Source organism: Halobacillus shinanisalinarum (genome assembly GCF_022919835.1).
Classification (GTDB): Bacteria; Bacillota; Bacilli; order Bacillales; family Halobacillaceae; genus Halobacillus_A; species Halobacillus_A shinanisalinarum.
Genome location: NZ_CP095074.1, coordinates 1,400,203 through 1,413,287 on the forward strand (window position 1 = coordinate 1,400,203; position 13,085 = coordinate 1,413,287).

A 13,085-nucleotide genomic window follows, 5' to 3' on the forward strand; every position below is an offset into this window, starting at 1 on the left:
ATTATTTCCCACCCAAAATTTCTTGTAATTTAGATTGAATCACGTGAATATCATCACCTTGGAGCGGACGCGGATCGATATCGAAATACCCTTGTCTGACTCCATAATCTCGAGTGTAAATGGCAATATCACCTTCACGCAGGTTGTCTACGACTTCCTGAGCGGTTGTGTTTGTTTGCTCAGGGTCAATCTGAATACGTGCACGGAATATGGCCCGGCCCGCTTCGTCCTGTACGATGGAAACTTGGACACCTTTTAGTTCACTTAGCGTCATTAAAACGTGTAAAGTTTGTTTTTCTTGTTCACTCTTATCTTCTTTGTGACCATATTCCTCTATTGCTTGAAGTAAACCAAAGGTGGTCTCTTTACCGACTTTCATGCTTCGTCCAATGCATTGTAACTGCACCTTTATCCATTCAATATACGTTCGCTTCCCGCCAACGATCCCTGAAGTAGGTCCTTCAATAGCCTTTGAACCACTGTAAATGGCGAGATCTGAGTAGTTTACATACTTTTGAATATCTTCTTCTGCCGCCGCATCTACGATAAGCGGAACACCATTCCTTAGAGCAACCTCCCAAGCTTCCTCTACAGAAATCATATTTTTTTGAACAGCGTGGTGTGACTTCACATAGAGGATGGCTGCCGTGTTCATAGAAATAGCCTCTTCTATATGCTGTGCTTTACCCTCATTAGCGTAGCCAGCTTCAACGAGCTTACCACCGCCTAAATAAATCATCGTTTCAACAGGTGCTCCATATTGGACATTATGACCTTTTAGCATAATGACTTCACTCTTTGGAATGTCCTCCTGGTGAAGACGCTCACTTTTGCGGCGATTCCCCTCTGTGATAAGGGCAGCAATAGAGAGGGCCATACCACTTGATGCGGAGTTTACAACAACGGCAGCCTCTGAACCAAGAATACCCGCTACGTATTCTCCTGCTTTATCCACTAAATCTGCAATTTCTACATAATTTTGCCCACCATGCTTCATTGCATCCATGACTGTATCCGTCGGAGAGGACACACCGAGAATACTCATTCGCCCACTAGCATTCACGACCCGCTTAAGGCCGTACTTAGCACTCAATGATTTCGCCATTCAAAACCACTCCTTTTGTTTCTATTCTTCTATCCGATACACGCTGCTCCCCTTCAGAATCAGTAAGGGGGATCGGATCGTTTTCAATTGTAAATAGGGTTAGATTTGCAGCATCGCCCACTTTGATACGTCCTAGCTCGGGTCTGTTGAGCCAATTGGCTGCATGAGTCGTGACTGCCTGGATAACCTCTTCAAGCGAATACCCTAAGTAGAGAAACTTGGATAGGACATTTGCCATGCTATAGACCGGACCATTTAGACGGTTGCCCCGATAAATATCGGTACTGATGGTATCCAAACCAATTCCATGCTGTTTGGCTGCCTCTGCAAACGCAAATGAAAAACTTGACGTCCCATGTCCGACATCCAAATGGATCCCACGGTTGATCGCATCTAGAAGCACGTCAAGAGGTTCCCCGTCTTTATTGAAAAGATTATTTGATTTTCCATTAAGATAATGCGTAATGACATCCTTTCTCTCTAGGAGCGGAACGACATCCTCAATATCAGGGGGACCAGAACCGATGTGCACCATTAATGGCAAGGACGTTGCACTCGAAAGCTCCCGAGCTATACGTAAAGGTTCTATCCCACTGTCATGGACAACACTTTTACTCATCCGAGCCTTTAATCCAACGATGACATCTTTATATTTTTTTACGGCCTCTACGGCCTTTTCTCTATCTATCCATTCTAAATTTGATAATTCGTCTACCCTTTTTAAACCAATTCGGGAGATGTTCAAAAAGGCGAATAGATTGGTTTGGCTTTGCTCTCTACTCGCCACCAAATCTGCTATTCGATCAGCGCCACAGCTCCCAGCATCCACGATCGTCGTTACACCTTGTTTCACTCCAATTTCATCGATCTCATCCCCATAAGGGTCAAACTCAGGAAAGGCATGAACATGTAAGTCAATCCAACCACTTGACACATACACATCTGAGTAGTCGAATATTTGCTGTCCACGTCCATACCCAGCCTTTGTCACTTCAGCAATATGTCCATTTTCGACCACAATATCCACTTTTTCCTCGTTAATACGCTTTACATTGCGCAATACGAAACGGTCTTCCATTTTTACTTCACCTTTTTCTAAACTCTATTTTAAACTCTATTTAAATGCGCTTTCATTTTTCATATACGCATCATAGCATGGAATATTCTAAAAGTAAACATAACGTTATAATGTTTAAATGTGGAAAATGGAATGGTTTTTAAGTAACTATTTACAAATAATAAAAACAGGCAAGAAACCATAAAGGGCTTCAAGCCTGTTCTTAAACACTCGTAATATCATATTTAAATCGATCACTTCGATATAAAATTTTCGTATGTTCCAATACCTTTTTTGAGTTCAGATCGATACAATCACTTTCAACAATAATAAGCGGTACCATACTGTTGCAAGAAAGCAGCTCCTGTTCATAAAGAGTTGGAAAGGTGGTGCTTAGCAGCGTCTTATGACTATCGAATTCTTTATAACCGTGCTGTCGATAGTAAGAAAACATGGACGTAATGTGCGGACCGTCTTCCGCAACCATTGGAAACCTCGCTGTACTAACAAATGAATTGTGTAAAGCAATCGGTTCATTCTGAATGTATCGCATTCTACCAATCTTATAGACATCTTCGCCTTGTTTCACCTGTAAAAGTTGATAGATTTTAGCATCATAGCTGATTTTTTCACAGTAAATATTACGTGTTTTCAAATCATATCCCAATCGCTTCATCTTATCTGTAAAACTTATTTTACCTGTCAAATGCAATTCAATTTGAATCGACTCTTCTTTTAAATAGCGACCTTTCCCTTGCTTTGAATAAATATAACCCCGTTCTTCTAATTTTGTTAATGCATTTCTTACTGTCGCTCTTGGGACTCGGTACTCTTCTGCAAGAGCATTTTCAGAAGGAAGTTTAGCCCCGGGCTCAAATGACTTCATCATAATTTTTTGCATCATATCATCTATAATTCGGGCTGCTTGATCTGTTGGAATATGAATCGTCTCCATTCATGGCTCATTGTTATAGTATTAGTGTATGTTTTCTTAATTAAAGCTAAATAATTCATAGATCATAGCGCTCACCTTCTCCTTGTATTAAGTCTTTCTTCTAGACATGTTCAGTTTTCTCCTCCTTCAATTTCCTTTGATACCCCCCTGATGTTGATTTGACACCCCTATCTTTCATTGAAGTATTAAATCAAAAATAAGCCTTGAGGAAAATTCCAACAAGACTTATTTATATCCACCTATTACTTAAGCACTTTTATACCTGAGTCTCTTGAGAAATCACCACCTGTCTTACCCTGGCAACTTCTTCTACATATTTCTGCGCTAGTTCTTGTAACTCTGGCCAATTCTCCTTTTCAATTAGTGATTTATTAACAAGTGATCCGCCGATACCTGCCCCGATAGCACCAGCTTTAATGAATGAACCAATATTTTCAAGATTTACTCCGCCGGTCGGCATCTTCGGTATTTGGTCAAGAGGACCGTTCACATCTTTGAAGAATTGCGGTCCTAACACACTGGCGGGGAATACTTTTACCATATCAGATCCCCAATGGTATGCTTGATAAATTTCTGTAGGGGTAAACACCCCGGGAATCATTATGACCCCTTGGTCTTTTGTATATTCTATTGTCTCTTTATCGAGGATAGGAGCAAAAACGAAATCTGCTCCAGCAGCAATAGCTTCTTTTGCTTGCTCCTTATTGAACACTGTTCCTGCTCCGATAACAGCTTCATTTCCATGACGCTGTTTTAATTCATGAATCGTATTGGCAGAGTCATCGGAATCCATCGTGATTTCGATTCCGGAAACCCCACCTTTTACAAGTGCTTGGACAAGGGATTCCACTTTATCTGATTCGACTTTTCTAACTACAGCTACGATTCCTGACGATAATAGTTTATCTAATGTAGTGTAATGACTCATTATTTCCCCTCCTTATTTATCCCATTACCTCAAACTTTACGGGAATACCTTTATACGCCGGAATAAGCTAAAAAGCCACCGTCTACTGGGACTGTAATTCCTGTCACGAATCCTGACATGTTTTCATCAACCAACCACATAAGGGTACCTAGTAAATCTTCTGGTGAGCCGAATCTTTGTAACGGTGTATGGTCGATAATTTTATGGGAACGCTCCGTTAACGAACCTTCCTCGTTCGTTAGCATGTTTCTGTTTTGATCTGTAAGAAAAAAACCAGGCGCAATTGCATTTACTCTAATACCAACGTCTGCCATGTGAACGGCCAACCATTGGGTAAAATTATTGATACCTGCTTTTGCAGCACTATAAGCAGGTACTTTGGTCATTGGAGATGGGGCGCTCATCGATGACATATTAATAATTGTGGCACCTTTTCGATTCATCATTTTTTTTGAAAAAATCTGTGTCGGGATAAAAGTGCCTACTAAATTCAAATTGAACACAAATTGGAAGCCCTCTGTCGTCATATCGAAAAACGTAGACAAATCCTCTTTGTCCAAGTCCTCCTCCCTTAGCGTTTCATTTTCTGTAGTACCATTTGGGTGGTTGCCACCTGCACCGTTAATTAGGATGTCACACACCCCCAACTCAGCAGTGACAATTTCTTCAGCCTTGCGAACGCTATCTGCATCTAGCACATTACAAGGGACAGCCAAAGCTTCTCCCTCTGCATCTTTGATGGCTTGTTCGACTTTCTTCCCAGACTCTTCATTACGGTTTAATATGGCTATCTTTACTCCCTGTCTACCGAGTTCCCTAGCCATTGCACTACAGAGAACACCACTGCCTCCTGTAATGACCGCTACCTTTCCTTCTAAGTTATCATTAAGCATCAGCATCAATTACTCACCTTCTTTGTCATTCTTTGCAATGCGTCCCAAATTCCCCATAGATACATAACGCCCAATCCTCTGTCATAAAGTCCATAACCAGGTCTACACTTCTCCCCCCAAATATGTCTACCATGATCGGGTCTAGCATATCCAGTAAATCCTTTATCATGATAAGCCTTTACTACCTCATAAACATCTACGGATCCATCCTCTGTACGATGCGATGTTTCTATGAAATCACCATTATCATAAGTTTTCACATTCCTAATATGGGCGAAATGAATTCTGTCGGCAAATTCCCGTACCATTCCAGGAACATCATTATTTGGATGAGCTCCCAATGACCCACTGCATAATGTCAGGCCGTTATATGAATCATCTACTAGGTTTAAGAACCTTTGAAGATTTTCTTTATGGGTAATGATTCGTGGCAATCCAAACACAGACCAAGGGGGATCATCAGGGTGTATCCCCATTTTAATGTCATTTTCTTTTGCAACCGGAATAACTCTCTCTAAAAAGTATTGCAAGTTTGACCATAGATCTTCTTCCGTTACTTGTTTATACTTTTCAAAAAGATCAGCTAAATGCTCGAGTCGCTCTGGTTCCCAGCCAGGCATCGTATACTCAGAGTTTTCCGATATAGTGTTCACAAGCTCCATTGGATCAATATTCTTCAGCTTCTCGTTCTCAAAGAAAAGTGCTGTAGAACCATCATTCATTTCTTCAAATAAATTGGTTCTCGTCCAGTCAAATACAGGCATAAAATTATAACAGATGACCTTTACACCAACCTTAGCGAGCTTTTCGATCGTTTTAACATAATTATCAATGTATTTATCTCTAGTTGGGAGTCCTAACTTAATATCTTCATGAACGTTGACACTTTCGACCACATCTATATTTAATCCATGTCGGTCCGCTTGTTCTTTCACCTCTAAAATCTTATCCATGGGCCACTCATCCCCTGCCGGAACGTCATGCAAGGACCAAACGATCCCTTCCACACCGGGAACTTGCTTAATATATTCTAAAGGAACTTGATCATTTCCCTCTCCAAACCAGCGCATCGTCATTTTCATACGATTTGCCCCTTCCTTTTTGAAAGTTCTTATAGTCAGCTATTGACTTAGCCTTCTTACATCCTAATTACAACTTTACGCACCGCTGAAGGTGCATCTTCCATCAATTGAAAGGCCTCTTTCGCTTCGCTTAATTTGAATTGGTGACTAACTAAATCTTTTACATCAAATTGTAACGAATTAAATAATTCGACTACTTTTGGAAAACGATGAGTTTGCAGCCTCGAGCCACAAATGGTTAATTCTTTTTTGGTAATATTCACTTGTGCTATTTCAGATATGTTCGTATCAAAACCGAGCAGCACTACTCTAGCAGCAACAGATGTTACAGCGATGGCTTGCTCGACTGTTTTAGGGGTACCTACAGCATCAATCACAACATTTGCACCCATTCCTCCTGTCCACTCAAATACTTGCTCATCAACACCAGATGTCATGGGATTGATAGAAATATCTGCTCCCCACTCTTTCGCAAAGGCTAATCGCTCTTCATTGAAATCTGAAATAGCAACTACTGCACCTGCTTGTTTCGCCATTTTTAGGCAGCACAAACCAATCGGTCCAGCCCCAATAATGAAAACATAGTCACCTTCTTGCACTTGACCACGATAGTTCGCCTGAGCGCCAATTGTAAAAGGTTCAATCAGTGCGATCTCTGACCAATTAAGCGAATCATTTACCCGATGCACTAAATGATCCGGCATTATCATTACTTCACGACCCCCACCTTCACGATGCACACCATATACTTGGACGTTCTCACATACATTTGGGCGTTCATGTTTACAGGCGTAACATTCTCCACAGGAAGTCATTGGCTCTACAACAACTTTGTCACCAACAGAAAGATTGGAAACAGAATCTCCAGTTTCAATGATTTCCCCTGCTACTTCGTGCCCAATGACTCTTGGGTAACTGGCGAATGGATTTTCTCCATGCAGGATGTGCATATCAGAGCCACAAATCCCCATTGCTTTCATACGAATTTTTACATCATTGGATGTGTTCAACTCTGGTTCTTCCACTTCAACCACTCGCAAATCATGAGGCTCAGTGACTTGTATTGCTTTCATGGTAAATACCCCCTTCTTATTATTTAAAGAGACTTGGTAGAAATAGCGTGATTTCTGGGATAAAGCTAACTAGCAATAGTACTATTAAACTAACACCTAGAAAAGGCAGTAATGCCAACGATGCTCTGCCTATCGATATTTTCCCAATACTAGAAGCTACAAATAAACAAACGCCAACTGGTGGTGTAGATAGTCCTATCATTAAATTCAATACCATCATCACACCAAAATGAACGGGATCCATTCCTATTTGGGTCGCTATAGGCAAAAGTACTGGAAATAAAATAACAATAGCAGCAATTGTTTCCATAAATGTACCTACAAACAATAGTAACAAGTTAATTAATAGTATTATGATGATTGGATTCTCAGATATAGATAAAATGACATCAGCAACTAGCTGGGGTATACGTTCACTAACTAAAATCCACCCAAATAAATTCGCAAATCCAACGAGGATCATAATTCCTGCTGCACTTACCATGGAGTCCAGAATGATTTTAGGTAATTCACGAATCTTTAAATCTCTATAAATAAATAACCCTACTACAATTGCATAAACAACTGCTACAATTGATGCTTCTGTTGGAGTAAAATAACCACTTAGTATCCCAAATAAAATCACTACCGTCATCATTAATGCCCAAAAGGCGCCCCAAAATGACTTAAATATAGTAGTAAAACTTTGTCGTTCCGCGCGTGGATACTTACGTTTAGCTGAAATAACATATGTAACAATCATCAGCCCTGCACCAAGTAATATCCCAGGAATTACACCGGCGATAAATAAATCCCCTATCGAAACGGTTGCCAAAGTACCTAATATAATCATGGGCAGGGACGGGGGTATTATAGGACCAATAGTTGACGATGATGAAGTAACAGCTACAGAAAAAGGCGCATCATACCCCTCTTTTTTCATAGAGGGAATCATAACCGAACCAATACTAGCCGTATCTGCTAAAGCTGTTCCAGAAATTCCAGCAAAGCCCATGGATGCACCAACATTAGCTAACCCTAGGCCTCCACGAATATGACCTACTAAATTATTGGTGAAATTTATTATTCTATCTGTAATACCACCGGCATTCATCAAATTACCGGCTAAAATAAAACCTGGAATACAAAGTAGAACAAATGAATTAATCCCTTCAAACATTTTTTGCGGAATAATTGTTAGTGGTATATCAGCTAAGGAAAGGTATATTAATGATGATAAACCTAAACTGAACGCAATCGGCATGCCTACGAAAATCAACACCAAAAATGACAAAAATAAAATGAGTGCCATCATAATCCAACACCCTCTCCCTTCTCACCTGTATTTCCCGTAAGAATATGAAAAATATTTAAGAAACTATATATCGCCAAAAATATAAGTGTAATAACCATACTAAAGTGGATATAATACATCTCGACCCCTAGTGTTGCAGAAGTTTGATTCTCTCCTAGTAGTGCAAAGCCATATGCATGTATGACTAACATCGAGGAGAATAAACCTAGAACAAGATAAATGAATGCATTATAGTACTTCTTAACTTTTTCAGGTAAAAATCCAACAAGTAAATCCACTGATATATATTCTCTTTTTTTCATTGCCACTGGAGCACCAAAAGCAACAGAATAAATAAACAAATACCTTGATAATTCTTCTGTCCATACAAAGGTTAACGGTGAATATCTGCCGGATATCTGAATAATAACCACTACAATTAACCCAGAAAAAGCAAGAACCGTTAATGTTTCCAATGTCCTACTAAGAACATTTACCGCTTTCATCATGATTTCACCTCTTTTAAAGATTAAGGGAAGGAACACCCCATTTAGAGATGTTCCAACAATCACTATTCTGCTGCGTTTTGAATTTTTTCATATAATGCTAATTGTTCTTCAGATAGACTCTTTTCAACAGCTGGTTTCATTGCCTCGGCAAAAGCATCTTGATCAACATCAACAAATTCCATGCCCTCATCCTTTAACATTTGCTCATATTTGCTTGTTTCTTGTTCATAAAGTTCCATACCGAATTTCTGCGCTTCTTTAGCAGCTTCTTTAACGGCAGTTTGCATATTTTCATCCAATGATTTTAATTGTTCATTTCCAACCACTACATAGATCCAGCTACGAACATGTTCCGTTCTGTTCACATAATCTTGAACTTCATAAAAGCTAGCACTGTGGATTAAATCAACTGGATTTTCTTGCCCATCAATAACCCCTTGTTGTAAAGCTGTAAATACTTCACTAAAACCCATTACTTGCGGACGGGCTCCAGCTTCTTCCCATGATTCCATAAATAAAGGAACGTTAGGTACTCTCATTTTAAACCCTTCTAAATCGGCAGGTGATTTAATTGGTTCATTTGATGTCAAGTTACGTGGGGCCCTTAAATGATAATAAAGCGGTGTTACGCCGACTTTCTCTTTGATTGCACTTTTAATTTCCTTACCAATCTCACCTTCTACTACCTTTTTAACATGTTCTTGATTTTTAAAAAGATATGGTACTGCCATTAATGCAGCCTCAGGTGCCCAGTTTTGCATCGTCTCTCCCGAAATAGTCATATCTACCGTTCCTGCTTCAATACCATTTAATATATCAGTTTCACTACCCAACTGCTCATTTGGATAAATTTCTATTTTTAATTTACCCTCCGTTTTTTCATTAACTAATTCAGCAAATTTCTCTGCGGTTTTATGCCACTGGTGATCTTCGTTAGATAGGTGTCCCAATTTCCATGTAATTGTCTCTCCCGAGTTTCCAGAATCCCCCGAACCTGAAGCTCCCTCATCACCACCACATGCCGCTAAAACTAATGCCAACATTGAAACAAATAGAATGCTTAATTTCCTTTTCATTAAATAAACCTCCCTGAATTTTAATAAAGGCATTTAACCCTTAATTAAGATTTCAAATATTCATAGATACCTTGTGGTACCGGAATACCTTCTTTGGTACGGGATTCTTCTTTTAGTTGTTCCGGCTCACCCGGAACCATTACCGAAGAAAACCCTTCAGCTGGTTTGACATCGTGCAACTCGTCAATCACTTTGTCAATGTTTTCGAGAAACTCATCCTTATTAGTGAACAGCCCTGGATTTATTGTTACAATCACGTGGCTTAACCTTCGATAACTGTTATATTCACCATACATAGTGGAAATATTTGGTCCGAAAGCAGAGCCAGTCAAAACTCCAGTTAACACGTCAACTACTAGCCCGAGACCATACCCCTTAGGCCCGCTTACTGGTAATAAGTGCTTAACAAGATTCGGATCTGTAGCCGGGGCCCCTTTCTCATCTACACCCCAGTTATCCGGAATACGATCACCAGTTTCTTTAGCATGAAGAACTTTTCCCAATGCGACATTGCTAGTTGCCATATCCAAAACTATTGGCCGATGTTTATTAGCCGGAAAACCGTAAGCAATAGGGTTTGTTCCGAAATAAGGTTCTGCTCCCCCGAAAGGGACTACAGCACTATCAGTATGAGTCATGATCATGCTGATAGTTTCCTTTTTAGCCGCTTGTTCTGCATAGTAGGACAATGCACCACAGTGACTACTGTTTACAACCCCAACTATTCCGATCCCATTTTCCTTTGATAGTTTAATAGCATGATCCATTGCTTCCTTAGAGATGGTATGCCCCATCCCGTTATCGCCATCAAACAAAGCAGCAGAAGCCCCTTTTTGTTCAACGTTAAATTGTGGATCCGAGTTCATCCCCCCTTCCAACATTCGTTTTACATAATGCTCTGTTCTTAATACACCATGAGAACTCACCCCTCTTAGATCTGCATGAATTAAGACGTCTGCTACAACTTCTGCATGTTCCTCACTTACATTTGTCTCAGTTAGTTTCTTCACGACTAAAGACTTAAGATCTTCTGCTTGAACTATGACTTCTGACATACCATTATCTCCCTCACCTTGATGTTTGTATGGCTTATATTCTTCATTGGTTTATATCTAACCCTATGTACTTAAAATGAGATTTTTAAGGAATATGCCTACCTATCTTTCAATTGTCGCTTTTCCTTCAAACTTTTCTAAGACATCATCTAAATATGGCAACCCTTCATTATCTCCGTAAACGCTAACGACCATAGAGCCAATAAAGTTCGCGAATTTTAGAATTCGTTCCGGATCCCATTGATTTAACAATCCATAAATAACGCCTGCGTCAAATCCATCTCCTGCGCCAACTGTGTCTACAACTTTCTCCACGTTTTCAGACGTGGCCTCTATTTGTTTATTTTCTGTCCAGACAATTGAACCCTCCGACCCTAGTTTCAGGAACAAATGCGAGACATTATAATGCTTGATATGTTCGACAATTTCTTGGGTATCACTTGTGCCAAATAATAACGCTGCTTCTTCCTGTCCTATCAATAAGTAGTCAACGTAAGGCATCCATTGAAGTAAGGTTGAGCGTGCCTGTTGTTCATTCCAAAGTTTCAACCGTATATTCGGATCCATCGATATTTTCAAGTCATACTTTCGTGCTAATAATACGGCCTTCTCAATAGTCCTGACATTTTGTTCTCCAATTGCAGGAAAAACTCCTGTTATATGAAGTAATCTAGCCTTTTGGAAAAAAGACTCGTTTAATGATTCTGGTGTTAGTGTGGATGTTGGTGACTTATCACGGTAGTAATTTGTTTTACCCGAACCATCCGCTCTAATTTCCTTAAAATTCAGCGATGTTGGGTACCCTTCTATCAACTGAACTTCCGAAACATCAATTCCTTCACCTCTAGCAAAGTTGTATATAAAACGACCAAATTCATCTTTGCCTAAGCGGCCAATCCACCCTGTATTAAGCCCAAGCCTAGAACAGCCGATAGCCACATTTAGTTCTGCTCCTCCCACCTTTCTTTTAAAGGAGTCAGCAAATCTAAGTGGACCCGTAGTAGAAGGGTCAAAAGTTATCATGGCGTCACCAATGGTAATTACGTCATTCATGACTAACACCTACTTCCTTAGAAGAATCTCTAACTATCAGTGATGGTGTGAAATTATAAATTTGGCTTTTAATGCTTTTTTCAGAATTAAACTTGTTTAACAGTAAATCTGCCGCCTTTTCTCCCATTTCAAATGTTGGCTGAGAAACAGTTGTCAAAGAAGGATGATAAACTTGCGCAAATGCTACCTCATCAATCGTTACCAAACCGATATCGGTCCCAATTTTAATACCATTTTCTGTCGCATATTCTAAAATTTCCATTAATGTAAGATCATTTCCCGAAATAATCGCCTGTGGCGGCTTAGGTAGTGAAAAGAGCTCCGCCAGTTCTTGTTTTAAAAATTTCCGATCCTTTCCCTTAATATATTCTTCTTGAACTGGTTTTTGAAATCTCTCAAGTGCACATTTGTACCCATCTACGCGCTCTACCCTTGGGGTAATATCCCCATCTAATGAAGTTGTCATAATAGCAATGTCCTCGTAACCATTCATTACTAAATGCTCTACAGCTAGACCAGCAGCTTCGTGATTTTCCAACTTTACCGTATCCACGGATAAACCGCTTACACAACGATCAACAAAGACAATAGGGTAGTTCGCATCAACTAATCTCTGGTACACTGCTATATTTCCACTTGTAGGAAAAATAATTAAGCCGTCTACCTGTTTGGCCAATAAAGTTTCTATGTACCTTTTTTCTTTAATAGGATCATCATCTGCATTACAAATAATAGTAGAAAAATTATTATCATTTAATTTATCCTCAATGGCTCTAACTACTTGGGTAGAGAATGAATGAAGAATGTTCGCTACGATTACACCAATTGTTGCAGTGCTTTTTAATTTTAAGCTTCTTGCTACCACATTTGGTTGATAATTGAGTTCAGCAATCGACTTCTCTATCCTTTCACGAGTTTCCTCTCTCATATAATCGAATCGTTCATTCAGAAACTGTGATACTGTACTTTTTGAGACGTGTGCATGTTCTGCAACATCACTAATTGTCGGTTTCTTAATCTTCATTT

13 protein-coding genes are annotated in these 13,085 nt (G+C 39.6%); all 13 read right to left on the reverse strand.

Annotated features, from left to right (window positions below; all coding sequences use genetic code 11):
- Window position 1: 1 nt before the first annotated feature.
- The 13 genes from MUO14_RS07070 to MUO14_RS07130 all read right to left on the reverse strand — a co-directional run bounded on the left by MUO14_RS07070 (window position 2) and on the right by MUO14_RS07130 (window position 13,077).
- Entirely contained in the window at window positions 2-1,105 is a 1,104-nt protein-coding gene (locus MUO14_RS07070) for a DgaE family pyridoxal phosphate-dependent ammonia lyase (RefSeq protein WP_244754543.1), read from the reverse strand.
- A complete protein-coding gene (locus tag MUO14_RS07075; RefSeq protein ID WP_244754544.1) occupies window positions 1,083-2,183 on the reverse strand; it encodes an amidohydrolase/deacetylase family metallohydrolase in 1,101 nt (366 codons plus the stop codon). The genes MUO14_RS07070 and MUO14_RS07075 overlap by 23 nt, the downstream gene beginning before the upstream one ends.
- A 202-nt stretch (window positions 2,184-2,385) precedes the next feature.
- Window positions 2,386-3,117 carry a GntR family transcriptional regulator gene (locus MUO14_RS07080; protein ID WP_244754545.1) on the reverse strand — a complete coding sequence of 244 codons (732 nt, stop codon included), beginning with the start codon at window positions 3,115-3,117 and terminating at the stop codon, window positions 2,386-2,388.
- 256 nt (window positions 3,118-3,373) lie between these two features.
- On the reverse strand, window positions 3,374-4,045 hold the full coding sequence (locus tag MUO14_RS07085) for a bifunctional 4-hydroxy-2-oxoglutarate aldolase/2-dehydro-3-deoxy-phosphogluconate aldolase (RefSeq protein ID WP_244754546.1): 672 nt from the start codon (window positions 4,043-4,045) through the stop codon (window positions 3,374-3,376).
- A gap of 50 nt (window positions 4,046-4,095) precedes the next feature.
- Entirely contained in the window at window positions 4,096-4,944 is an 849-nt protein-coding gene (locus MUO14_RS07090; protein ID WP_244754547.1) for an SDR family oxidoreductase, read from the reverse strand.
- Window positions 4,944-6,020 carry a mannonate dehydratase gene (gene uxuA / locus MUO14_RS07095; protein ID WP_244754548.1) on the reverse strand — a complete coding sequence of 359 codons (1,077 nt, stop codon included), beginning with the start codon at window positions 6,018-6,020 and terminating at the stop codon, window positions 4,944-4,946. The genes MUO14_RS07090 and uxuA overlap by 1 nt, the downstream gene beginning before the upstream one ends.
- A 56-nt stretch (window positions 6,021-6,076) precedes the next feature.
- Window positions 6,077-7,093, reverse strand: coding sequence for a zinc-binding alcohol dehydrogenase family protein (locus MUO14_RS07100; RefSeq protein ID WP_244754549.1), 1,017 nt, complete (start codon window positions 7,091-7,093; stop codon window positions 6,077-6,079).
- A 19-nt stretch (window positions 7,094-7,112) separates the two neighbouring features.
- A complete protein-coding gene (locus tag MUO14_RS07105; RefSeq protein WP_244754550.1) occupies window positions 7,113-8,387 on the reverse strand; it encodes a TRAP transporter large permease in 1,275 nt (424 codons plus the stop codon).
- The gene (locus MUO14_RS07110; RefSeq protein ID WP_244754551.1) at window positions 8,384-8,875 is read right to left on the reverse strand and encodes a TRAP transporter small permease; all 492 of its coding nucleotides are present in this window, start codon (window positions 8,873-8,875) and stop codon (window positions 8,384-8,386) included. Before MUO14_RS07110 ends, MUO14_RS07105 begins: the two co-directional genes overlap by 4 nt.
- A gap of 62 nt (window positions 8,876-8,937) precedes the next feature.
- Window positions 8,938-9,951 (reverse strand): TRAP transporter substrate-binding protein, encoded by a 1,014-nt coding sequence (locus MUO14_RS07115; RefSeq protein ID WP_244754552.1) that lies wholly within the window; start codon window positions 9,949-9,951, stop codon window positions 8,938-8,940.
- Window positions 9,952-9,995: 44 nt separating this feature from the next.
- Window positions 9,996-11,006 (reverse strand): ureidoglycolate dehydrogenase, encoded by a 1,011-nt coding sequence (gene allD / locus MUO14_RS07120; protein WP_244754553.1) that lies wholly within the window; start codon window positions 11,004-11,006, stop codon window positions 9,996-9,998.
- A 102-nt stretch (window positions 11,007-11,108) separates the two neighbouring features.
- Window positions 11,109-12,059, reverse strand: coding sequence for a sugar kinase (locus MUO14_RS07125; protein WP_244754554.1), 951 nt, complete (start codon window positions 12,057-12,059; stop codon window positions 11,109-11,111).
- Entirely contained in the window at window positions 12,052-13,077 is a 1,026-nt protein-coding gene (locus tag MUO14_RS07130; protein ID WP_244755502.1) for a LacI family DNA-binding transcriptional regulator, read from the reverse strand. Before MUO14_RS07130 ends, MUO14_RS07125 begins: the two co-directional genes overlap by 8 nt.
- Window positions 13,078-13,085: the final 8 nt, after the last annotated feature.

Coding starts and splice junctions, on each gene's coding strand:
- MUO14_RS07125 (WP_244754554.1), bottom strand. CDS start 12,059: ATGAATGACGTAATTACCATTGGTGACGCCATGATAACTTTTGACCCT.
- MUO14_RS07115 (WP_244754552.1), bottom strand. CDS start 9,951: ATGAAAAGGAAATTAAGCATTCTATTTGTTTCAATGTTGGCATTAGTT.
- allD (WP_244754553.1), bottom strand. CDS start 11,006: ATGTCAGAAGTCATAGTTCAAGCAGAAGATCTTAAGTCTTTAGTCGTG.
- MUO14_RS07085 (WP_244754546.1), bottom strand. CDS start 4,045: ATGAGTCATTACACTACATTAGATAAACTATTATCGTCAGGAATCGTA.
- MUO14_RS07075 (WP_244754544.1), bottom strand. CDS start 2,183: ATGGAAGACCGTTTCGTATTGCGCAATGTAAAGCGTATTAACGAGGAA.
- MUO14_RS07080 (WP_244754545.1), bottom strand. CDS start 3,117: ATGGAGACGATTCATATTCCAACAGATCAAGCAGCCCGAATTATAGAT.
- uxuA (WP_244754548.1), bottom strand. CDS start 6,020: ATGAAAATGACGATGCGCTGGTTTGGAGAGGGAAATGATCAAGTTCCT.
- MUO14_RS07070 (WP_244754543.1), bottom strand. CDS start 1,105: ATGGCGAAATCATTGAGTGCTAAGTACGGCCTTAAGCGGGTCGTGAAT.
- MUO14_RS07105 (WP_244754550.1), bottom strand. CDS start 8,387: ATGATGGCACTCATTTTATTTTTGTCATTTTTGGTGTTGATTTTCGTA.
- MUO14_RS07110 (WP_244754551.1), bottom strand. CDS start 8,875: ATGATGAAAGCGGTAAATGTTCTTAGTAGGACATTGGAAACATTAACG.
- MUO14_RS07100 (WP_244754549.1), bottom strand. CDS start 7,093: ATGAAAGCAATACAAGTCACTGAGCCTCATGATTTGCGAGTGGTTGAA.
- MUO14_RS07090 (WP_244754547.1), bottom strand. CDS start 4,944: ATGCTGATGCTTAATGATAACTTAGAAGGAAAGGTAGCGGTCATTACA.